The 22,879-nt window shown below is 47.5% G+C and carries 24 protein-coding genes and 1 tRNA gene; 1 reads left to right on the top strand and 24 read right to left on the bottom strand.

What is annotated here, in order from left to right; all coding sequences use genetic code 11:
* Window positions 1–184: 184 nt before the first annotated feature.
* The 22 genes from ACGHCT_RS11170 to glgB form a co-directional block, all read right to left on the bottom strand.
* Window positions 185–257: transfer RNA gene (locus tag ACGHCT_RS11170), tRNA-Thr, on the bottom strand.
* A 44-nt stretch (window positions 258–301) separates the two neighbouring features.
* A complete protein-coding gene (locus ACGHCT_RS11165) occupies window positions 302–697 on the bottom strand; it encodes a hypothetical protein (protein ID WP_207650912.1) in 396 nt (131 codons plus the stop codon).
* A gap of 2 nt (window positions 698–699) precedes the next feature.
* Window positions 700–1,230 (bottom strand): flavodoxin family protein BilS, encoded by a 531-nt coding sequence (bilS, locus tag ACGHCT_RS11160; protein WP_072849840.1) that lies wholly within the window; start codon window positions 1,228–1,230, stop codon window positions 700–702.
* A gap of 197 nt (window positions 1,231–1,427) precedes the next feature.
* Window positions 1,428–3,074 (bottom strand): hypothetical protein, encoded by a 1,647-nt coding sequence (locus ACGHCT_RS11155; protein ID WP_390440081.1) that lies wholly within the window; start codon window positions 3,072–3,074, stop codon window positions 1,428–1,430.
* Window positions 3,075–3,221: 147 nt separating this feature from the next.
* On the bottom strand, window positions 3,222–3,683 hold the full coding sequence (locus tag ACGHCT_RS11150) for a cupin domain-containing protein (protein WP_390440079.1): 462 nt from the start codon (window positions 3,681–3,683) through the stop codon (window positions 3,222–3,224).
* 14 nt (window positions 3,684–3,697) lie between these two features.
* Entirely contained in the window at window positions 3,698–4,777 is a 1,080-nt protein-coding gene (eutH, locus tag ACGHCT_RS11145; RefSeq protein WP_072849846.1) for an ethanolamine utilization protein EutH, read from the bottom strand.
* 1 nt (window position 4,778) lies between these two features.
* Entirely contained in the window at window positions 4,779–5,075 is a 297-nt protein-coding gene (locus ACGHCT_RS11140) for a EutN/CcmL family microcompartment protein (RefSeq protein ID WP_072849848.1), read from the bottom strand.
* A 4-nt stretch (window positions 5,076–5,079) separates the two neighbouring features.
* Window positions 5,080–5,739, bottom strand: coding sequence for a hypothetical protein (locus ACGHCT_RS11135; RefSeq protein ID WP_390440077.1), 660 nt, complete (start codon window positions 5,737–5,739; stop codon window positions 5,080–5,082).
* Window positions 5,736–6,407, bottom strand: coding sequence for an ethanolamine utilization phosphate acetyltransferase EutD (gene eutD, locus ACGHCT_RS11130; protein ID WP_072849852.1), 672 nt, complete (start codon window positions 6,405–6,407; stop codon window positions 5,736–5,738). The genes ACGHCT_RS11135 and eutD overlap by 4 nt, the downstream gene beginning before the upstream one ends.
* 71 nt (window positions 6,408–6,478) lie before the next feature.
* A complete protein-coding gene (locus ACGHCT_RS11125) occupies window positions 6,479–7,072 on the bottom strand; it encodes a hypothetical protein (RefSeq protein ID WP_390440075.1) in 594 nt (197 codons plus the stop codon).
* Between the two features lie 3 nt (window positions 7,073–7,075).
* On the bottom strand, window positions 7,076–7,390 hold the full coding sequence (eutM, locus tag ACGHCT_RS11120) for an ethanolamine utilization microcompartment protein EutM (RefSeq protein WP_154261577.1): 315 nt from the start codon (window positions 7,388–7,390) through the stop codon (window positions 7,076–7,078).
* Between the two features lie 107 nt (window positions 7,391–7,497).
* Complete coding sequence (locus ACGHCT_RS11115; RefSeq protein ID WP_390440073.1) at window positions 7,498–8,973, bottom strand: acetaldehyde dehydrogenase (acetylating); 1,476 nt, start codon at window positions 8,971–8,973, stop codon at window positions 7,498–7,500.
* 18 nt (window positions 8,974–8,991) lie between these two features.
* A complete protein-coding gene (gene eutL / locus ACGHCT_RS11110; RefSeq protein WP_390440071.1) occupies window positions 8,992–9,648 on the bottom strand; it encodes an ethanolamine utilization microcompartment protein EutL in 657 nt (218 codons plus the stop codon).
* 18 nt (window positions 9,649–9,666) lie between these two features.
* Window positions 9,667–10,584, bottom strand: a complete 918-nt coding sequence (gene eutC, locus ACGHCT_RS11105) for an ethanolamine ammonia-lyase subunit EutC (RefSeq protein WP_390440069.1) — start codon at window positions 10,582–10,584, stop codon at window positions 9,667–9,669.
* Between the two features lie 14 nt (window positions 10,585–10,598).
* On the bottom strand, window positions 10,599–11,963 hold the full coding sequence (locus ACGHCT_RS11100) for an ethanolamine ammonia-lyase subunit EutB (RefSeq protein ID WP_072849864.1): 1,365 nt from the start codon (window positions 11,961–11,963) through the stop codon (window positions 10,599–10,601).
* A gap of 25 nt (window positions 11,964–11,988) precedes the next feature.
* The gene (eutA, locus tag ACGHCT_RS11095; protein ID WP_390440067.1) at window positions 11,989–13,422 is read right to left on the bottom strand and encodes an ethanolamine ammonia-lyase reactivating factor EutA; all 1,434 of its coding nucleotides are present in this window, start codon (window positions 13,420–13,422) and stop codon (window positions 11,989–11,991) included.
* Window positions 13,391–13,861 carry a EutP/PduV family microcompartment system protein gene (locus tag ACGHCT_RS11090; RefSeq protein WP_072849868.1) on the bottom strand — a complete coding sequence of 157 codons (471 nt, stop codon included), beginning with the start codon at window positions 13,859–13,861 and terminating at the stop codon, window positions 13,391–13,393. The genes eutA and ACGHCT_RS11090 overlap by 32 nt, the downstream gene beginning before the upstream one ends.
* A gap of 2 nt (window positions 13,862–13,863) precedes the next feature.
* A complete protein-coding gene (locus ACGHCT_RS11085) occupies window positions 13,864–14,214 on the bottom strand; it encodes a BMC domain-containing protein (RefSeq protein ID WP_072849869.1) in 351 nt (116 codons plus the stop codon).
* Window positions 14,215–14,238: 24 nt separating this feature from the next.
* Window positions 14,239–15,369, bottom strand: coding sequence for a 1-propanol dehydrogenase PduQ (locus ACGHCT_RS11080; RefSeq protein WP_390440063.1), 1,131 nt, complete (start codon window positions 15,367–15,369; stop codon window positions 14,239–14,241).
* A 152-nt stretch (window positions 15,370–15,521) separates the two neighbouring features.
* The gene (locus tag ACGHCT_RS11075; RefSeq protein WP_390440061.1) at window positions 15,522–16,118 is read right to left on the bottom strand and encodes a GerMN domain-containing protein; all 597 of its coding nucleotides are present in this window, start codon (window positions 16,116–16,118) and stop codon (window positions 15,522–15,524) included.
* Between the two features lie 20 nt (window positions 16,119–16,138).
* A complete protein-coding gene (locus ACGHCT_RS11070; RefSeq protein ID WP_072849875.1) occupies window positions 16,139–16,987 on the bottom strand; it encodes a mechanosensitive ion channel family protein in 849 nt (282 codons plus the stop codon).
* Window positions 16,988–17,004: 17 nt separating this feature from the next.
* Complete coding sequence (glgB, locus tag ACGHCT_RS11065) at window positions 17,005–19,299, bottom strand: 1,4-alpha-glucan branching protein GlgB (RefSeq protein ID WP_072849878.1); 2,295 nt, start codon at window positions 19,297–19,299, stop codon at window positions 17,005–17,007.
* Window positions 19,300–19,570: 271 nt separating this feature from the next.
* On the opposite strand from glgB, the gene ACGHCT_RS11060 reads away from it, so the two are divergent.
* On the top strand, window positions 19,571–19,999 hold the full coding sequence (locus tag ACGHCT_RS11060; RefSeq protein ID WP_072849880.1) for an Hsp20/alpha crystallin family protein: 429 nt from the start codon (window positions 19,571–19,573) through the stop codon (window positions 19,997–19,999).
* 77 nt (window positions 20,000–20,076) lie between these two features.
* Here ACGHCT_RS11060 and smpB read toward each other — a convergent pair whose 3' ends face one another.
* Both smpB and rnr read right to left on the bottom strand, forming a co-directional pair.
* The gene (gene smpB, locus ACGHCT_RS11055; protein ID WP_072849882.1) at window positions 20,077–20,547 is read right to left on the bottom strand and encodes an SsrA-binding protein SmpB; all 471 of its coding nucleotides are present in this window, start codon (window positions 20,545–20,547) and stop codon (window positions 20,077–20,079) included.
* Complete coding sequence (gene rnr / locus ACGHCT_RS11050; RefSeq protein WP_390440056.1) at window positions 20,507–22,813, bottom strand: ribonuclease R; 2,307 nt, start codon at window positions 22,811–22,813, stop codon at window positions 20,507–20,509. The genes smpB and rnr overlap by 41 nt, the downstream gene beginning before the upstream one ends.
* Window positions 22,814–22,879: the final 66 nt, after the last annotated feature.

The following is a 22,879-nucleotide window of genomic DNA, read 5'->3' as shown; positions in this document are numbered from 1 at the left end:
GCCCATAGATACAATAATCAGGATACACACAGTCGCTCTCTGGTAGTATCATAAAAAGTGTATTATCCGACGCAAAATTGCCACGTTAGACTAATGTTAGTCAAATAAAAAAACCGCCCTTTTCAGGGAGGTAATTTTTACTCTTAAACATACAAAAACCCGCATACCTGCGGGCTTTCATAAAAGCTGGAAAAGGGACTTGAACCCTCGACCCCTTCATTACGAGTGAAGTGCTCTACCGACTGAGCTATTCCAGCTTGTGTCAAACACAATTGATATTGTATCACATTTTGGAAAAATTTCAACTCTTTTTTTGAAATTCTGCATGACATTTTGGACAGGTTACGCAGATTTTCCCTTTTCCCCTCGGCACTCTTATTTTCTGCTGGCAGGATGGGCAGGTATAAATATGAAAATCCTTTCGCTGGGACATCATATATTTCTCTTTTTTAAACTTTCCGGTAACCTTTCCTTTCAATTCCAAATACTTCTGATTCTCACTGTATCTGGCACTGTAATTTCTGGAAAACATCCTGAAATAACACACTCCCAGTAAAAACAGCCCCGGCAGCAGCAGGATATTTTTTCTGACAAAGAGATCCAAAATTAAAAAAGCCATAACAACAATCAGAATAAACCGGTTCAGTTGATCCGTACCATATCTTCCTGACATAAAATTCCTCAATTTTTCTTTCATAATCAGCAGTTAGCTCCTTCCCCAGACAGCTTCTCAAATACTGAATTCACAAAGACAGCCGCCTTTTCCATGTCATCCCTGTCCGGATGAAGCATTGCCTCATCAAAATTTCGCAGCAGGGCCTCTACCTTAGCGTCATTTTCTCCATTCTTCATAGATTCATAACGCTCCCTTATCTGTATCGGCATCTTTCCCTGGCACATAAAAGCCCCCAGATACTCATTGTCATCTCCGATAAAAGCTTTCACATTCTCCTCAATACGCTGAAAGTACTTTTCATTTCCGCCAAATCCACAGGTTCCGAAAAGTGCGATTTTCTTATTATGAAGTTCCCCTAAATAATCCAGGATCTCAAAGCTTGCAGTCCCCTTATCAGTCCAATACCCTATAAAATATACGTCTCCCATATCATAATTCTTCTGTCCTTCCAGCCGCTGAATATCTTTATCCGGATCAGGGATAGCTGCATAGATAGCCTTTGCCAGCTTTTCTGTATTACCAGTTTTGCTTTTGTACAGTACCTGCACTTTCATAGAATCCTTCCTCTCCTGTTAATCCTTCTGATACATACCTGTATCATAGCACACAATGAGAGAAAGAGATATTTTTAAACTCTAAAAAATTGTTAATTGTCTATAAAATATAGTAAAATCCAGAAGGAACCGCTTCCTAGTGTCTATCAGTTCTCTGCCTAGTGACGCGGTTCCCCTTTTATTCTTATATATACGTCTTACTCTTCAGAAACAGGCGTCTCTTCCGGAGCATCGGCAGGTGTCAGTTCCATATATATCTCTGACTGAGAGTATTCCGGTGTCTCCGGACTTACTTTTAGAACACCAGTTGCCTCTATTCTGCTGCCATCCTCGTAATCCTCTCCTGTAAGCTGAATCTCTTTAATTTCCGCCATGACAGTATCGCCTGATCTAAAGCCTGCCATCTGATCCAGTACTAAAAATTGCGCTGTATACTGCTGTCCGGAATCCGACCAGGTAACCTCTTTTACAGTTCCGGCTAATGTAGATTCCTGTTCCAGTTCATACTCTGTATAACCCGGGATGCGCTTGCCATCCTTTCCCACATAGGTTTCTTCAATCCACTGGCTGACGGCCATAGAACCGTCTTCCGTAAGATAGTAATCTCCAACCCACCGGGATGTCTGAAGAGCCCCTGAAGCGTGCAGATAATACCAGGTATTATCTACCAGTATCCAGCCCGTAAGCATAACCCCGTTTTGATCCATATAATATCTGGTATTCCCCACATCTGTCCAGCCTACTGCCATAGCTCCGCTTCCCTGGAGATAATACCAGGTATTCCCCTGCTTCAGCCAGCCCGTCTGCATCGCTCCGCTTCCGTCTGTATAATACCAGGTCTCTCCGTCTTTTAGCCATCCAGTCTTCATGGCCCCGCTTCCCGGAACGAAGTAATACCAGCTTCCGCCTGCTTTGGCCCAGCCTTCTGCCATGGCTCCGCTTCCCTGAAGATAATACCAGGTATTCCCCTGCTTCAGCCAGCCCGTCTGCATCGCTCCGCTTCCGTCTGTATAATACCAGGTCTCTCCGTCTTTTAGCCATCCGGTCTTCATAGCCCCGCTTCCCGGAGTCAGATAGTACCAGGTTCCTCCCACTTTGGCCCAGCCTTCTGCCATGGCTCCGCTTCCCTGAAGGTAATACCAGGTATTCCCCTGCTTTAGCCAGCCCCTCTGCATCGCTCCGCTTCCGTTTGCATAATACCAGGTTGATCCGTCCATAAACCAGCCGGTTTTCATATTGCCGCTTCCCGGAGTCAGATAATACCAGGTTCCTCCAACCTTTTCCCATCCCTCGGCCATAGCTCCGTTTCCTTTGAGATAATACCAGGAAGTGCCCTGTTTCAGCCAGCCCGTCTGCATGATGCCGTTGCTGTTGGAGAAGTACCAGGCAGATCCGTCTTTAAACCATCCGGTCTGGAGAACACCTTTCGAATTCAGGTAATACCAGTTATTGCTTCGTCTCAGCCATCCTCTCTGACGGACTCCGGACGCATCGCAGTAATACCAGCCTCCAGTGGTCAGCACCCAGCCGGTTCTCATATATCCGTTCTTGTCAAATACATACCATTCGCCATTTATGTACTCCCAGGAATTCACAGGCCAGGAACCGTCACTTTTCTTAAACCACCATCCCTTGGAATCCTTTACCCAGGTTCCTTTTGTCTCTGCTGCCCTGGTTTCGCTGAGAGCTGCGGGTACAGGCAGCTCTCCGCTTTCCTCACCGCTGCCGGCTTCCTTTTCCACAGCTTCCTTTGTAGTTTCTCCAAACACCTGAACAGGTACGGTACTCATAATCATAGCCGCTGTCAGGGACAGGGCCGCCAGTTTTATTCTTCTATTTTTCATTACTTATCTCCTCACTCCTATGTATCATCACAGAATTAACAGATTTATTATAACATTTTTTCTTAGAATATCCATGGATTTATAAAAAGATCACTAAAAATTCACACACTGTACCAGAACTGCCTGGTGTCCAGCGTGTGAATCCGATTAATTTCCGCCCATCCAGTCTGCCGGATAGGTTACATATAAGAATCTGGCCTTGTCAGCCACAGAAAACTGAATCCTGCTGCCTTTGGGGATCAGAATCATCTCTCCCGGCCCTGCCGTGACAGACGCATTGCCCTTATTAATTCTTAGACTGCCCTCTATCACATAATCAATCTCGTCATAATTCAGTGTCCAGTCAAAAGTAGTCTCTTTCATCTCCATGATTCCGCAGCCCAGCCGCCTGCTCTCCTCCAGAGAAAGCACATCATGGGTATATACCTGGTGGCCCGGGCTTCCTGTATCCAGTCTGTCCCCGGGTGTAACTTGTACTGAGGGCAGAGCCACTTTAATCACTCCGTCTGCGTATTCTTTACAGCTGTCTCCTGCCGGCGTCAGGCCCGACAGCTTTTCTGTCAGGATTCTCTGTACTATTTTTTCTATTTCTGATGCAGTAAATTCCATTTTATGCCCTCCTATTACTCAGCCATTCTTCTGGAGATGAATACCGCCAGAATAACAGCGGTGATTCCTCCTACCAGTTTACCTACAATCATAGGAAAAATCATGGCCTGATGAAATCCCGCGGTAAATCCCAGGTGATCCCCGAATACAAATGCGGCCGATACAGCAAAGGCCACATTAATAATTTTGCCTCTCTTGTCCATATCCTTCATCATGCCGAACATAGGGATACTGTTTGCCAGACTGGCAACCATACCCGCCGCAGCCACATCGTTCATACCGAGCACTTTCCCCAGCTTCATCAGAGGTGTCCGGAATACCTTTGTAATCACATAGACCAGCGGAAACGCCCCTGCCAGAACAATCGCAATATCCGCGACAACGGTAAATCCTTCGCTGATCGGATTCATTCCGGGAATGAGGGTAATGCCTGTCAGCTGTTCAACAATACCAGCACCCAGCCCAAGGGTAATTACTGCCACAACGAATTTACCGAAATACGTAAACCCCTTAACCATGGCATCCGGGAATTTCCAAAGACCCAGAGCAATGAGCAGGGCAAAGAGAATGATCGGGATTAAATTACGGATTACCATCATTACAGAATACCCTGCAACCAGACCTCCTACAAAAGAACCGATGGGAATGGTGATAACACCTGCCAGCACTCCTGTTGCCAGATACTTTCTGTCAGATTCCTCTATAATACCCAGGGCCACCGGGATCGTAAACACGATAGTCGGGCCCAGCATGGCCCCCACAATGAGCCCTCCGAAATCACCGGCATTGGGATCTATGGCCAGAGCCTGCGCAAGGGGAGCTCCTCCCATATCATTGGCCAGAATCGAACCGGCAAACATAGCAGGATCCGCCCCCAGAAAACCAAAAAGCGGTACAATCACAGGCTTCAGCAAATTTGCTATCACCGGGGCCAGTGCTATGATTCCCACCATAGAGACGGCCAGGGCTCCGATGGCCATAATTCCCTCTTCAAACTTTTCTCCCAGCCCAAAGCGGTTGCCGATGATACGGTCAATTGCCCCAAGCGCCGCGAAAAACACCATAATATAGATAATAATCTCGTTAATGCTCATTTCATGTTCCTCCATCTTCCTTGCTGTCGGATTCCTGCAGCTCCAGGGAATCTATGATACCTATAATCGCTGCATCTACAGGAATTCTTGCATCTCCCACCGCCTGCCGGGCGGAGTTGCCTTTGCTCACCAGTACCAGATCGCCGATCCCTGCCCCCGTAATATCTGCAGCCACCAGCAGAGAATCTTTCTTCTGCTGCCGGTTTTTCATAATATTAACTACCAGCAGCTTCTGGCCGCTGATTCCTTCATCCTTTTTCGTGGCCCATACATTTCCTATGACTTTTCCAATTTCCAAAAGCTCACCTCTTTGCAGCTCTTCTCACATAAAGATTGTGATTCGCTATATAGTCTCTGGCTAAAGGTGTGAAAATTGCTTCTCCCCTCACTAGAATTGAGGCGGCTCCTCTGGCAGGCGCTTTCATAAGATCAGATTCCCGTATTAGATGAAGCCCCGTGAGATCCAGGCTTTCTCCCTCCGGCTGAAGCTTATGGGACAGGTCATCTGCCGCAATCTCCGAGATGCTTTCAACAACTGTAACCCCGTATTTAACCAGCTTGTCTTCGTACTCCTGATACTGGAGATAAAGATTTTTAAAAGCAGTATCCCTGTACCTGTGATATTCAATTCCTTCCCTCCAGACAAAGACCTTTTTCCCCCGGAGCAGTGCGGAAAGCACACATTTTGCCTGGGGAGAATAGGGAAAGCCCAGCGCAGTCTGGACCAGCAAAAGATCCGGAAGCTCCATCAGAAAAATCACATCGTACCTGGATCCCTCTACTGCTTCCTTAATAGAATCCCCGAAATAATGCAGCAGATACTGCGTTTCCAGATAGTTTTTTATCTCAGGTCCGGGAGTTCCCAGGATAAGTGCCTCCGGTCTGTTAAGGGATGCAGACTCTTTCAGCTTTTTTTCCACTTCTCTTACCACCTGCTCCACCAGTTCACGCTGCCCTGTCATCCGCCGTTCCTCTCTTTGCCTACGATACGGCAGAAGGTTCCCTTCTGAAAGCCGCAGGCATTCGCTTCATCATAGTCAATATGGACATCTGTTTGAAAATCCGGGCTGACACGGGCAATGGTGTCTTCAAATATAAGAGGTCTGCTGCCGAACACCTTTATTTTTAAAGCATCTCCATCTCTGACCCCAAACTTTTCGGCATCCTCAGGAGTAATATGCATATGGCGTTTCGCCACTATGACACCTTTGTCCTTAATCACCTGCCGGTCTTTATAGGAGAATACTGCCCCGGGTGTGCCTTCAATGTCACCGCTCAGCCTGACCGGTGCCTTTATTCCCAGAGCCAGACAATCCGTCATAGATACCTCAGCCTGAGTTTCCTTTCGTTCCGGCCCCAGGATTACCACATTGTGCAGAGTCCCCTTAGGTCCTCCAAGAGATACTCTCTCCTGGCAGACATATTGTCCGGGCTGGGATAAGTCGCGGACTCTTGTGAGCTGATATCCGGTTCCGAACAGGGCATCAATATCTGCCCTGCACAGGTGGACATGGCGTCCGGAAGCTTCTACCTCAACCATACAGCTTTCCTGTATCTCCTTCACCACCGCATCTACAATGCGGTCGGCTAATCTTTTTTTCTCCTCATCCCGGAGTACTGTACCGTACATTGTCCATCCCTCCATCCTTGGATCTGTCTTCATCCGATATTTTATCAATTTCAGTGTACTGCCAAATGATACTAGTATTTGCCGGCAAGATATTTAAACATCATAATCCAGAACAGGGAGGAAAGCCTGTTCAGTATCCGGATAATGTCGTCCCTGGTCACTTCCCCGGATTCTGTCTTAAATGCCTTGTATGCCGCAAGTTCTGTTTCCCTGGTCATAGTCCTCAGGCGGTTCAGACAGGCAACGATCTCACCGTGCTCACAAGTCGGCAGAAAATGTCTCATTCCATAATACCGGCTGGGGTGATGGGAATGCTCTCTCAGCTCATCCATGGTCAGTCCCTGGATTTTTTCTGTTTTCACAGCTTCCCCGCTGACTTCGCAGCGAAGCAGACCTCGGATTACCCGGATAATCTCCTCCAGGTCCTGTACCAGAAGATTCTTTTTTTCTTTTGCGGCAGCCAGCTGCACCAGTATAATCTCCGACTCCAGAGAATCGATGGCTCCCCGGAATATGATCCGGGGATGGTCCTTGTAGACCATTTCATCCCCTCTCAAGGTGGTCATATGCTCCGGCTTTTTTTTCCTGCCTGTATCCCCTCCCAGAATCTCTGAGAGGGTTTCCGATACAATTTTTTCCAGCTTTTCTGTCGTGATTTCCGCCATTTTTTATGCCTCAGAGGTATAGGATGTGCTGCTTTTCTCCAGCTGGTGAGGCAGTATCACATCCACCTCAGTGTGGGGTCTCGGTATCACGTGAACAGATACAAGCTCTCCCACACGCTCTGCTGCTGCTGCACCGGCGTCTGTTGCCGCTTTGACCGCTCCAACGTCACCTCTGACCATAACCGTTACCAGACCTGCGCCAATGCTTTCCTTGCCCACTAATGCCACGTTGGCGGCCTTAACCATAGCATCAGCGGCCTCAATTGCTCCTACCAGACCTTTTGTTTCTATCATGCCTAATGCGTTTGTATTTGCCATTTTACAATCCCTCCATCTCTTTCAATACAAGATTAGTATTCTACAATTTTCTATTTTCTATTTATAAATTACGATTTGGTTGCCGCCAGTCTTGGCATCTCCTGTTTTTATCCAATCTCTCTCATGATTCTCTCTACAATTGACTGGACAAAAGCAGCATCTGTTCCTAGAGTACATACTCCTGAGGGTTCCGGCACACTGCCCGACTCTCTTCTGATCTCCTCCAGTTCTTTGGTCCCGAACCCGACTCTTTTGATATTTATCACATCCAGAGGACCGATGTTGTTGGAGGTTGAACTTCCTCCCACTGCTCCGCAGCCCAGAGTCAGTGCCGGGAACAGACCTGTTGTCGCCCCAATGCCGCCCAGAGCACCCGGTGTATTTACCAGAATTCTGGAGGCCGGCACTGCAAGGGCAAACCTCTTGATCAGGGACTCATCTTCTGCATGAATGGAAAAGGTATGGCCGGCGCCCTCCATGTGAAGAATTTCTATGGAACGGCGAAGAACATTCTCCGTATTTTCTTCTACATAAAAGCCCAGTATCGGTGCCAGTTTTTCTCTGGAGTAAGGCGCCCCTTCCCCCACCCTGGTTTCTCTGCCCACCAGCACTCTGGTCCCGGATGGAATATTGGAAAGCCCCGCATATTCAGCAATCTGGGCCACACTTTTTCCTACAATCATAGGGTTCATAGTTCCGTTAGCTCTCAATATAAACTGGCCCAGCTTTTTGGTGTCTCCCTCGTTCAGAAGAAAAGCTCCCTGCTTTTTCAGTTCTTCAGAAACTGGCTGCTCCATACATTTCTCTACAATAATGGACTGTTCAGAAGCACAGATAGTCCCGTTGTCAAATGTCTTGGAATCCAGAATCCTTTTTACCGCCATATGCACATCTGCGCTCTTATCAATAAAGGCAGGGCCGTTACCGGCGCCTACCCCGATGGCCGGGGTTCCTGAGGAATAAGCAGATTTTACCATAGCTCCCCCTCCGGTAGCCAGAATCAAGGCTGTGTTCTCATGCTTCATCAATTCCTGTGTCGCAGGCATGGTGGGGATGCTGACAGATGAAATGGCCCCCTTGGGACAGCCTGCCCGCATTGCAGCCTCGGCAATTACCTCAACGGTTCTGAGAATACATTTCTTTGCACCCGGGTGGGGAGAAAAGACAATGGCATTTCCTCCTTTTAAGGCAATCATTGCCTTATAAATCACTGTTGATGTGGGGTTTGTGGAGGGAACAATTCCCGCAATTACCCCTACCGGCACACCTATATCCCACACTTGACGCTCTCTGTCTTCATGCAGAATACCAATTGTCTTCTGATGCTTCACTGCCTCATAGACTGCCTGTGACGCAAAGAGATTTTTTATCACTTTATCCTGCCATCTGCCGAATCCAGTTTCCTCATTGGCCAGTTTGGCCAGTTCCGCAGCATGTGCAGTTCCTGCTTCGCTGATTGCCTTTACAATCCTGTCTATTTGATTCTGATCCATCTGTGCCAGCTTTTCAGAAGCCTCTTTCGCCTCTTTTAACAGGTTCCTGACTTCCTGAACGGACAGCAGATCTTTATCTTTTAAGTCCATAGATAATCTCCTTTTCTCTTATTCAAATTGACTGGGAGAGTCTGCCACCGCTTTTACCGCCTGGGCAAAAGCCGCGCAGGCTGATTTGCAGGCTGACTGGGTTCCCGTAAGCAGTCCGCCGCCAAAATTTGTCTCAGAAGGCGGTCCGTAAAAGGAAACCATCTTTACATCTGCAGCCTTTAGCGCTGCATCCAGTCCATAAATTGCCTCAAGAGGAGGGGCTATCAGATATGCCAGGGCCTGCCCTTCCCGAATCCCTGTAGACTTGGAGAGATACGATCCTGTTCTGGAAACAGTATGGGCATAATAGACAATAGAATCATCCTCATTGGCGCTGACAAAACAGCTGCCGTTCTCAATAAAATTTCTGATTGATTCTAATCCGCTGCGCACCTCCGCAGGGCTGGGACCTCCGATTATGCCGATAACCTCCCCGGCTAATTTAGTAGATGCATTGGCAGATCCTGCATACATGGATTTTGCGTATACCACATCCACATCGGCATCCTTTGTAGCTTCATCCAGAGCCGTATATAGAACATCGTCGGTATCCGCAGTTACAATTCCCAGACTTTTATGCCTCTGCCCCAGGGAAAGTGCTCGTACCAGATCATCGCTCACATTGGAAATCACCCGAACACCAAGAATGTGAGCCCGTAATTCATCATTTCTCATGGCTTGCTTTCCTTTCTGTTATTTCAGATCTATACCGGAAGCCTTCTGCTCCAGCATTTTCATAATAATACCTGAGGCATGCGCCCCTGCTTCTACTGCCGTGGTACCGCCCTTGTGAATATTACTGATAACGGTTCTCTTGGCTTCTGCCAGTCCGTGACGGGGATTGTAGGCAATATACGCAGACATAGACTCTGCTGTAACAAGGCCCGGACGCTCACCGACCAGCATACAGATCACTTCTGCCCCTGTAATCTCGCCGATGTCGTCCATAGCCCCAACCCTGGCATATTTGATAAACAGGATAGGTCCCGTACTTATCCCTTTCGCTTTCAGCCCCTGGGATATAGCAGGAATCATCTCAGCGGCATTGGCCTCCACCGCAGAGGATGATAGGCCGTCTCCCACCACAATAATTACCTTGGGGTGATCTTTATAGGCAGCTTTTATAATCTCTTTTTCCTTATCCGCGAACCTTCTTCCCAAATCGGGGCGGGTCAGATATTCATCCTTATCTTTGCATTTTGTTTTTACGAATACAAATTGATTCTTTTTAATAAACTCTTCTGAAACATCAGAGAATACCGCGTCCTGAGCAGCCGCATGATCTGCCCGTACACGAAGCATCGTTGCTGTCTTGTATCTGGCTCCTGCTCTTCCGATTCCCAGTCTGGCGGGTGTCTTAGCCTTCATGGCCAGATATCCTTCCCTGTCCTTCGGATTTTTAACCAGAAGCTGTTTTCTTAAATCAATCTGGGTAATATCCGGCAGTATCTGTCCTCCATCGGTGCTTTCCGGCGTTTTCTCAACTCTGTTATTTTGTCCGACGGATGCTGCATAACTGCTTTTACTGTCGGAGGAAGCCTGAATAGATTTCCCCTTCAGCATATCTTCTACCATTTGTTCTACTAAAGCTCTTACATCTGTATCCTGCATTCACCTTTCCTCCTTTAAAATAATGTGGAGGCATCCCCGGCACGTCCCGTCAGATGTCCTCTCTCATCCACATACCCCATACGAAGCAGCCATTCATGGAACGGCCTGATTGCTGTCAGACCGAAGATTTCCCGAAGAGAAGCTGTCTCCTGGAAGCCTGTTGTCTGATAATTCAGCATAACATCATCTCCGTGAGGGATTCCCATGAAATAGTTGCATCCTGCTGCTGTCAGCAATACTGACAGATCCTCGATGGTATTCTGATCGGCCTTCATATGATTGGTATAGCAGGCATCGCATCCCATGGAGATCCCGGTGAGTTTTCCCATAAAGTGGTCCTCAAGGCCCGCACGGTTTACCTGACGGCCGTCATACAGATATTCCGGTCCGATAAATCCCACTACTGTGTTTACCAAAAACGGCTGAAAATGCTTGGCAAATCCATAGCATCTGGCTTCCATGGTCACCTGATCCGCGCCGTGGTGGGCTTCTGATGAGAGCTCAGATCCCTGACCGGTTTCGAAATACATTACATTAGGGCCTGTGGCTGTACCCCTGCCGAGCGCCATCTGGCGTGCTTCTTCTATGGTTGCCGCATTGAAGCCAAAGGCTGTATTGCCCAGTTCAGACCCCGCAATGGACTGGAAGATCAGATCTGTGGGGGCGCCCATTTTAATGGCCTCCATCTGGGTAGTTACATGAGCCAGAACACAGGTCTGGGTAGGAATCTCGTACTTTCTCTTAATTTCCTCAAAGCGTTTCAGGATACGCGTCACACTTTCCGCCGAATCATCCACTGGATTCAGACCCAGCAGCGCATCCCCGGCCCCATAGGTCAGCCCTTCCAAAAGAGATGCCATAATGCCGTCGGGATCGTCTGTGGGGTGGTTTGGCTGCAGTCTGGAGGAGAGTGTCCCCGCTTCCCCGATGGTAGTATTGCAGTGGGCAGTGATGCGAATCTTTTTCGCTCCATAGATCAAATCCATATTAGACATGAGCTTTGCCACTGCAGCTACCATCTCAGATGTGAGACCCCTGGATATTCTTTTAATATCTTCTCCGGTATGGGCTTCATCCAGGATCCATTCCCGAAGCTCGGCCACTGTCATTCTCTTAATTTCATTGTAGATAGATTCGTTTACATCATCCTGTATGATTCTGGTAACTTCATCCGTCTCATAGGGAACTACAGGGTGATTCCGCAGATCCTCCAGCGTAATTTCAGACAGTACAATCTTAGCGGCCACTCTTTCTTCTGCTGTTTCTGCCGCAATCCCCGCAAGCTTATCCCCTGATTTCTCTTCATTTGCCTTCGCCAGCACTTCCTTCAGGGACGAAAATGCATATACATGCCCAAAAAGTTTTGTTTTTAAAATCATGGCTTTCCTCCATTTTCATTATTTTCTATGAATGAAATACCAGGGTTTTTACCACCACAGGGAGAACACTTCCCTGGGCAATAGGCCTCCCGATATCAATATAATCTCCTTCCTGGAGCCTTACACCGTCCAGGCAGACAACGTCCTTCCCGTACCCCAGGAGGGCATACATAGACTGACCCAGTACCTTCGCCATATCTCTCTCCACTATGACAATAACCGGCAGTCCCCGCTCCATCAGGGCTTTCATCCCTAAAAGCAGCTCGCCGGCATAGGTCTGTACTTCCGCGAAGGTAGGGTTTTCTGCCCCTGTAAGGGCTACAGCCACCGGCTGCAGGCTGTCCTCTACCTCAAACCATTCAAGCTTCTTTCTCAGACTTTCGCCCAGATTTTCCTGCTCCTCCCTGGGGCTTATCTTCAGCACCGGAAGATTCTTTACCGGGAAGGTATCTTTTGTGTAAGTAATTGTACTTCCGCTGATTTCTGTCGTATGGCTTCCGGCGCCTACCACTGTAGCCCGAATCCTTTCCCTGCTCTCTATCACCTTCATCCTCCTGCACAGCTCTGACCGTGCAATGGCTTCCCCCAGAAGGATTCCGATGTCCCCATAGCAGAACTTGTCTTCAAACTTCCGGGATTGATAAACCGCCTCCGCCACACCCCCGGAAAAGCTGATACAGGGAATTGGTTCTTTGAACTCGATTCCTCTGTGAGTGACCAGAAGCTGATAGTACTTCCCCTGGGGCTTAAGTCCCACACTCGCCTCCAGAGCCGAAACCATAATAGCAATCACGGGCGCTACATTTGCCTCTGTAGCAGTATCACCCACTGCCAGGGGCAGATGCTCCATTTGGATAATCTCCTGCAGCTTAGGGGCAATATAGGTGATTCTGTGAGTATCAGCATCTGCCTTTATCAGACGCCCCCCAATATCCAGGCATCCGGTATCACAGGTATCTCCCCTCTGAAATACCGCAAGGTTGCTGGTGCCGCCCCCGATATCTATATTAACTACCGTGGTATGATGCTCCTTGGAATATTCATCTGCCCCTGCCCCTTTGCCTGAGATAACACTCTCCAGATCCGGGCCGGCAGTAGCTACCACAAAATCCCCTGCAAAATCCCCAAGGGCATTAACCACTTCTCTGGCATTCTCTTTTCTGGCTGTCTCACCGGTAATAATCACAGCCCCGGTATCGATCTGCTCTTTTCGGATACCCGCCTTTTTGTACTCAGCTTCCACAATATCTCTGATTTTTTCAAAATCAATGCGGTTCTGAGATTCCCCCAGAAGAGGAGTAAAATATATTTCACTTTTATATTCGATCTGTTTGTCTGCAATTACCATACGGGGTACGGTATAGCTGCTGGCCATATTTTCCACAATTAATTTAGAAAAAATCAATTGTGTAGTACTCGTTCCCAGATCAATTCCTACACTGAGCAGCTCTTCCTTCACTGGCTTTCCCCTCTCTCTCCAGATAATCAAATAATTCCGGGATTCCCACCCCTGCAGGCGTGTCTACCGCAAATATGGGCCAGGCGCCCCCTGCCTGCAGCTCTCCTCTGGCTTTTTGGATCTGTTCCTGAGTCGCTTCCCTGCACTTTGTAATAATCCCAATCACTTTTTTTCCGAATATGCTGGCAAAGCCAGGGGGAATTGCCTGATAGGAGGAGGTGGGATCCGCCACAAGGGCAATCATCCGCGCATCGATGGCCGACATAATCAATGCATTGTAAAAATGCCGGTTTTCCAGATATTCACCTGGTGTGTCAATGGCATCCCCATAGCGCTCTACTGCCTGTGTCTTTTTATATTTCAACTCCTGTTCGTGGAGCTTTTGGCACAGTGTCGTTTTCCCGCACCCTGTCTTTCCCATAAAAATTACCTTTTTCATAGCTAAGACCTCGTAACAGGAGCCGGCGCGAATCCCAAGTCCTGTTCCAGCGTCCTCAAAATATCCTTAATAGCTGCCTCTACAGAGCTGATATCTCCGGTAAATACCAAAGCCCCGCTGAATCTGTCAATGAATCCGAGAGTGATATCCGATGCCTTGGTTGCTATATCAGCTGCAATAATTGACCCCTCGCTGGGAGTGATTGTCAGAATGCCGATGGCATCCTGCCTTCCCGGCTCCAGCCCCAGTTTCACATAGATATCCCTGTCTGGTCCTGCAATCACATGTGCCAAAGTCACCTGTTTGCCCGGTACAAATTCCTGAATTATCCGCTGTTTTTCTTGCTGTTCCATTTCGTCACCGCCCTGTCTCTCTCATTACCAGGCCTGTCTTAGAATTTTTATTACATCTGCCCGGGTAACCTGCCTGGGATTTGTGGCCGTACACCCGTCTGCCAGCGCTCCCTGCGCAATTGTTTCTTCTTCCTTCTGATATTCAGCCTGTGCTATTTTACAGTCATGAAAGCCCTGGGGCATCTTCAGCGCTTTTTCCAGTTTTCTGATATGACTGATAAGATTCCTGACGCCCGTGCGTACATTCACGCCTCCGATTCCCAGCAGCTCAGCAAGCCTTGCATATTTTCTGGCCGCCAGGCTGTACTCTTTCTGCTGATAATCCTTCAGATCCGCATTGTATTCTACTATATGGGGAAGAAGGATCCCGTTCGCCCTGCCGTGAGGAACCTTGAATCTTCCCCCGATGTTATGGGCAATTCCATGGTTCACTCCCAGAGAGGTCTGGTCAAATGCCATTCCCGCCATACAGGAGGCATAGTGCATCTGTTCTCTGGCTTCCGTATCCTCACTGCTCTCAAAAGAACGCAGGAGATACTGAAAGACCGTAAGGACAGCTTTCTCTGCGAATGCATCTGTAAAAAAATTAGCTTTCAGGGACACATAAGCCTCCAGGGCATGAGTAAGTACATCAATGCCTGTGTCAGCCACAACCCCCGGGGGAACGCTTTTTACCAGATCACTGTCTAAAATTGCCACATCCGGCAAAAGCTCCGGTGCCACCAGAGGATACTTTCTTCCTTTTTCCCTGTCTGTAATCACAGCAAATGAAGTAACCTCAGATCCCGTTCCACTTGTAGTGGGAACGGCAATGAAGTCCATATCCGGCAGCTCCCCAATCTTTCTGGAGAACTGCATAATTGCTTTTGCCTCATCTATGGCTGAGCCGCCGCCCAATGCAATGAGCAGATCCGGGCGGAAGGCAATAACTTCATTGACTCCCTGCACTACCAGCTCCATAGGCGGATCCGGAACCACATTGCTGAAGATACTGACTTCCTTTCCTGACAGCCGTTCCGTAATCCTGTCTGCCATCTTTGACTCCACCATAAAAGGGTCTGTAACAATGAATATTTTCTGTGCTTTCAGGGTATCTAGATAAGAAAGAGGTGCCTGGCCGAAATGTACTGTTGTTTTCAATCCAAATTCCGTCATATCTCTGTCCTCACATTCTTCTTTTCCTTGCTTTAGTTTCTGTGAGTTTACGGAAATTTATGCAGAATCTGCAAGAAAAAAGAAGAAGGATCCGTGCTTAGGCACCAGATCCTTCTTCTTTTTTAACAATATTCTGTTTTATCCTGCTTTTGTTACTCATAGCGGCTTAAAAATCCGCTGTACTCACTGTGTCCGGTACTGAAGGCTTCTCCATCCACCAAAATCTCTATTGAGGATACCCCGTAGGTATCCAGAAATGTGTTAACCAGAGATCCCATGGTCATATCCTCCCCGGCCGTACCCATTGACTGTACATACTCTCCGAACCCTGAGGACAGATCCAATCGGAGGGCGGACTCTCCCTCATTGTCAACCTCTTCAAAATTCTGTACCACCACACTGTCCGGCAGGGTTCCGTCGCCTACCATCTGGCCGATAATCATACCGGGAGATACTTCCTCAAAATCCATTTCCTGCTTGTTATAACCATCTGCATTCTCGTTAGGTGAGTAGATAATGGCTTTTCCGTTTTCCGCAGGAATGGAAGATGTCTCTTTCTCTTCCTTAGGTGCCTCTTCTTTGTTCTCTTCCTTCTCTGTTTCCTGGTTATCTTTAGTATCTTCCTGGGTAGCAGTACTCTCTGCTTCTTTTTCTGTAGTCTTCCCTTTGTCCTCTGTGCCGCAGCCAGCGATTCCCCCTGTACCCAGACAGAACGCCAAAAGAATTGCCGATAGTTTTTTCGCTTTCATAGAATGCATCTCCTCTCCTGTCACTGTTCCATATGGCTGACTCTCACATCCAGTTTGTTGTAGGGTATCTCGATATCTTCCTCATCAAATGCAAGTTTTACCTTCTCGTTGAGCCTCCACTTGGTGTTCCAGTACTCTTCCGTCTTCACCCAGGCACGAAAGCCAATAATCACAGAGCTTTCCCCCAATTCATCTACAAAAACAATCATCTCCTGATCCGACATAATACAAGGATCCTCGTGGAGCAGACGCTCCAGAATCCCTTTTGCCTTTTTCAGATCTGACTGGTAGGAAATTCCGATTTTAAATTCCAGCTTTCTCTTCTCCTGGGCCGTAACATTGACCACACTCGCCTCTGTAAGCGTCCCGTTGGGAATAACAATCCGCTTGTTGTCCACAGTGGAAAGTGTGGTATAAAACATCTCTATCTTGGTAACTGTTCCCTCCTGTTTACCGGTATTTTCAATGATATAGTCTCCCACCTGAAATGGCTTCAGTGCCAGAATAATCACACCCCCGGCAAAGTTTGAGAGCCCTCCCTGCAGTGCAAGACCAACCGCCACACCTCCGGATGCCAGCAAAGCCGCCACTGAGGATTCCTTAATTCCAAACCGCACTGCTATAGTGACTATAAGCAGAAAATAAAGTCCTGCCCTGGCAATAGAGTTCACAAACTGCACGACTCCCAGGTCAATGCCCGCCTTCTCCATAGAGGCTCTCAGCACCTTGCACAGCTTTTTGATTATCTTAGAACAGATAAAGTATACCAGCAGCGCCAGAACTACTTTTACGGCAAAGTTAATCACCGTAGGAAGCATAGCCTCAAAATACGTAATCATCTTGTGTACTTCCACTGTTTCAGTATCCATGCAATATCTCCTGTTTTCTACAACATTTTATCCGCCAGCTCTTTTTTCAGATTTCTTCCGGCTGAAGTCTTTCTCTTTTTCCTGGCAGTTTTGTTGTCTACTACCTTATCCACTTCCTTCCTGTATGCAAAGATCTGGAAGCTAAGAGGCGGCACTTTAATCACAATGGAGTTCTTCCGCTCGTCGCACTCCGTTTTTTTAGACATTTTCACCCTGGGATTCACCACCCCGGAGCCGCCGAATTCTTTTCTGTCACTGTTAAATACTTCCTTGTACTTGCCCGCATAGGGAACGCCAACCTGGTATCCGTCGTATTCCACATCGGAAAAATTGCATACAAGCAGAAGCGTATCTGCATTTCTTCTGGTCTTTCTCAAAAAGGTGAGCATATTTTTCTCATACTCCAGCTGGTTGATCCATTCAAACCCATCCGTATCGAAGTCCAGCTGATACAATGCAGGATATTCCTTATACAAATGCCACAGAGCCTTCACATAATTTTGCATCTGTCTGTGGGATTCCTCTTCCAGCAGTTCCCAGTCAAGTTCCCTCTCCTCTGACCATTCCCGTTCCTGGGCAAATTCCTGTCCCATAAACAGAAGTTTTTTGCCGGGATGTGCCAGCATAAAGCCATACGCTGCCCTGAGGTTTGCAAACTTTTTCTCCTTCTCCCCGGGCATCTTATTCAGGAGCGAACATTTGCCGTGCACGACTTCATCGTGGGACAGGCTGAGCAGAAACTTTTCGCTGTATGCATAGATCATACTAAATGTAAGTTCATCGTGATGCCCTCCCCGAAACAGAGGATCGTAGCACATATACCGGATAAAGTCATTCATCCATCCCATATTCCATTTATAGTCAAATCCCAGTCCGTCCTCCTCCAGGCTGCCGGTAATCCGAGGCCAGGCAGTGGATTCCTCCGCAATCAGCAGCACATCTCTGTGCTTTTTCTTAAATACAGAGTTCAGATGCCTGAGGAATTCAATGGCTTCCAGGTTCTCATTCCCCCCGTAAATATTGGCCACCCATTCTCCGTCCTTCTTTCCGTAGTCCAGATACAGCATAGAGGCCACCGCATCCATGCGGATCCCGTCCACATGATATTTCTCTGCCCAGAATAGGGCATTGGCAATCAGAAAGTTTGATACCTGGGGACGGCCGTAATTATAGATCAGGGTCCCCCAGTGGGGATGCATTCCCTGTCTTGGATCCAGATGTTCATACAGGCAGGTTCCGTCAAAATTAGAAAGTCCAAAGGTATCCTTGGGAAAATGTGCAGGCACCCAATCGAGGATTACCCCTATCCCCTGCCTGTGGAGATAATCCACAAAGTACATAAAGTCATCGCAGGTGCCGTATCTGCTGGTAGGGGCATAATATCCCGTCACCTGATACCCCCAGGAGGCATCCAGAGGGTGCTCCATCACGGGCATCAGTTCCACATGGGTATACCCCATATCCTTTAGATACGCCGCAAGCTCCTCTGCCGTATCTCTGTAATTACAGAAGGTATCCCCGTCACCCGGTCTCTTCCAGGAACCCAGGTGCATTTCATAAATGACCATAGGTTTTTTCTCGTCGTTGACCTGCTTCCGTTTTTTCATCCAGTCCTTATCTTCCCACTGATAACGCTCCAGATCTGCTACCACGGAGGCCGTGTCCGGCCGAAGCTGCGCCTGGTTTGCATAGGGATCCGCTTTCAGATAGGTAAGGCCGCCTTTCGCCTTAATCTCATACTTATATAGAGATCCGCAGGCAATTTCCGGAACAAACAGTTCAAAGATCCCGGACGCCTCCAGCCGGTTCATGGGATAAACCCTTCCGTCCCACCGGTTAAAATCCCCCACAACACTGACCCGCATGGCATTTGGCGCCCACACTGCAAAGTACGTTCCATAAACTCCGTTCAAAGTCATTGGGTGAGCTCCCAGCTTTTTATAGATCTCATAACAGATTCCCGCATTAAATTTCTGTTCCTCCTCCGGCGTGATCTGCGTGGGAAATGCATAAGGGTCATAAACCTCCAGGGTCTCTTCCTTATACTCCACAATCAGACGGTACTGCGGAATATTCTTTCCCGGTATCAGCACGGCAAAGTATCCCCCCTCGTCCTCCATCACCATCTCATAAGTCTTATCATCCTTTATTACATGCACGCTGGCTTTTTCTGCCAGCGGATAAAAGCACTGAATCAATATCCCTTCTTCTGTAACCCGGGGACCTAAAAGATTGCGGGGGGTACTCTCCTCAGAGTAAACCACAGCCTCAATCTTTGGCCAATCCATCATCTGATATAGCTTGTCTTCCATTGTCATGCCTCCTGTCCTCGTTTTAAAAAGGTATTCTTTTGTTCATTTTATCATTTTTATAATAGAAAGTAAATAAATGTACAGTATAAGTCTAAAACCTAAGATTTCTGAACAAAATATAAATATTATAAAACAATTATAAAATTAGCACTCACCGCTTGACAGTGCTAATAATATGTGTTATAAAACATATAGAACAAATAAAACAGCAACTGTTATGAAGGCAGGCAGCTGCCGGGGTAACATAAAGAAAAATAAGGAGGAATGACCTATGTTATTTAGAAGACCTTTTGATTTATTTGATGAAATGTTCAGTGACCCATTTTTCACTGCACCTTTTGAAACCGCCGGCCGTTCATCTCTGATGAAGACAGATATCCAGGAAAAAGACGGCAGCTATGTGATTGACATGGAGCTTCCCGGATATTCAAAAGAAGATATCCAGGCAGAACTGAAGGACGGTTATCTGACAATCTCTGCAAACCATACAGAGAACAAAGACGAGAAAGATAATCAAGGGAAATATCTGCGCAGAGAGCGCTTCCAGGGAACCTGCAAGAGAACCTTCTATGTGGGCGAGGATATCAGACAGGAAGATATCAAAGCTGCTTTCCAAAACGGCGTTCTTCGTCTGGCCGTTCCCAAACAGGCACCTCAGGTTCCGGAGAAAGAACAGCCCAAGCTAATTGAGATACAGTAATTGACGAACGTTTTCGATGTTGTTTTCCTATACTTCTCTATTCCAGGGCAGCTGCGGCTGCCCTGTTTTTCATTTGTTTAAAATAAGTTTTTAACTTTAAAATCTCTCTCGGCTTCCCGCCTCTGATCTTTCTTTGCAATATCCTGTCTTTTATCGTAAAGCTTCTTCCCTTTTGCAATTCCAATCTCCACCTTTACAAGACTGCCTTTAAAGTAAACCTTCAAAGGCACAAGGGTATATCCCTGCTCTGCGATTTTGGCCGCAATCTTTCTAATCTCATACTCATGGAGCAGAAGCTTTCTAACACGCAGAGGATCTTTATTAAAGATATTACCTTTTTCATAGGGGCTGATATGCATCCCGTAGATAAGCACTTCTCCATGTTCAATCCTAAGAAATGACTCCTTGATACTGCATTTCCCCATGCGCAGGGACTTCACCTCCGTGCCCACCAGGGCAATTCCTGCCTCATAGCTGTCTTCGATAAAATAATCATGATATGCTTTTTTATTGTTTGCAATCAGACGGCTGCCCGATTCCTTGCTCATTCTCCTCATCCTCCTTTCCTTCCTTTGCCAGCACAAAATCTATGGTCTTAGTTATCATATCAGCATCTTCTACCCGTACGGTCACTTTCTGGCCAAGTCCGTATGTTTTTTTCGTCATCTCTCCCACGATCCGGTAGTGATCCTTGTCAAATACATAATAATCATCTCTGAGCGTATTTACATGAACCAGGCCCTCCACTGTATTGGGCAGTTCCACATAAATCCCCCACTCCGTAACCCCGGAGATAATCCCCTGGTACTCACAGCCGATCCGGGAAGACATATATTCTGCTTTCTTCAGCTTATCTGTCTCCCGCTCAACCTCCTCTGCCCTGCGCTCCATGGCGCTGGACTGGACAGATACCTCTTCCAGGATCCCCTGATAATGGCGGATTCTGTCTTCGTTCATTCTGCCCCGGAGTGTCTCCTTAATGATTCTGTGAATCTGCAGATCCGGATACCTGCGGATAGGCGAGGTAAAATGGCAGTAATATCTGGCCGCAAGACCGAAGTGGCCGGTACATTCCGGAGTATATTTTGCCTGTTTCATTGAACGGAGGAGCAGCCGGGAAAATAGAGGTTCCTCCGGTGTCCCTTCTATCCTCTTTAATATTTTCTGAATCTCCTTTGGATGAATCTTCTGCTTAGACTTTACGGCAGGAATGCCAAAGTTATGAATCATCTGCAGAACAGCTTCCATCTTTTCCTCGTCCGGTTCTTCGTGTACCCGGTACACAAAGGGAATCTCTGCACGGCAGAATTCCTCTGCAACTGTCTCATTGGCGATCAGCATAAAATCCTCAATTATCTTTGTAGCCACATTATGCTCATAGGGATAGATCTCCACCGGTCTGCCCTGACTGTTCAGAAGGATCTTGCTCTCGGGGAAATCAAAGTCAATTGCTCCCCGTTTTTCCCTTCTTTTTCTCAAAAGTTCGGAAACCTCCTTCATCAGAAAAAACAGCGGAACTAACTCTTCGTATTCCCTGGCTGCAGATGCATCCTCCTGCTCCAGAATCTTCTTCACATTCGTGTAAGTCATTCTCCTGCTTACCCGGATTACTGTCTCGGCAATCTGATGGGAAACTACTTGTCCGGTTTCGTCGATGTCCATCAGACAGCTCAAAGCCAGCCGATCCTCTCCCTGATTCAGGGAACAGATACCGTTTGACAGGCGGGGAGGCAGCATTGGAATCACCCGATCTACCAGATATACGCTTGTCCCTCTTTTCAGCGCCTCTCTGTCCAGTGCACTGCTATACTGTACATAATTGCTGACATCCGCTATATGGACCCCCAAATGGTAGATATCCCCCTCCTTGGTAAGGGATACGCCGTCGTCCAGATCCTTGGCGTCTTCTCCGTCAATTGTCACTATGGTCCACTCTCTCAGATCCATCCTGCTGTCAAAATCTCCCGGAATCAGATATTCCTTCACCTTTGCGGCCTGATTATTTACTTTCTCAGGAAATTCCATAGGCAGGTCATACCCTTTGGCGATAGAAAGGACATCCACCCCTGCCTCGCTGAAGTGTCCCAGTATCTCCACAACCTTGCCCTCGGGACTCTTATTCTTTGTCCCGTAGTCCGTAATTACCGCTACCACCTTGTCCCCTGTCACAGCCCCCTTCGAGCACTCCATGGGTACAAATATATCCCTGGAAAATTTTGCATTATCCGCTATCACAAACCCAAAATGGCTGTTTCTCTGATATGTCCCAACCACCTGGACTGTGCCGTGTTCCAGTATCTTAACAATACTGCCTTCCCGCCTTCTTCCGTTAGATTCCGGTTCCGGGGAAAGAAGTACCCTCACCCGGTCCATATGCACTGCATTCTCTACCTGGGATTCCGGAATAAAGATATCCTCTGTATCCCCTGACATCTCAACAAATCCAAATCCCTTGGGGTGACCGATAAAGATGCCCTCTGCATACTCCCTTTCCGGCTCTCCTTTCATCGCTTCCTTCCCCACAGGACAGACTGCATCTTCTCTACCGCTATTCTTTCTCCTTCCGGGGATCCGATCCACTGCCCTGACTGAATCCGGCTTTTTCCCTGACCTTTTCTGATACCGCCCCCGTTTGGTAATCTCAAGAATGCCTTCCTCAACCATCAGATCCAAAACTTCATGAAGTTCCTTTCTTTTGCCTTTCGGCAGTTCCAGTAAAATTGCCAGCTCCTTTGCCCTCATAGGCTCGTATTCCTTGCAGCTTATAATATCATAGAGCATTTTCCTTCTTTTCTTTAATAATTTCGTATTCACTTCTTCTCCTATCTATCTTTCTCCCGAGACTTCAAAAGAAAAAAACACTCTTGTTCCTTCACAAGA

It is taken from the genome of Lactonifactor longoviformis, from assembly GCF_042848515.1.
In the GTDB taxonomy this organism is placed as follows: Bacteria; Bacillota; Clostridia; order Lachnospirales; family Lachnospiraceae; genus Lactonifactor; species Lactonifactor longoviformis.
The sequence above is the reverse complement of the archived record's forward strand: the minus strand, read 5'-3'. Positions and strand labels throughout refer to the sequence as shown.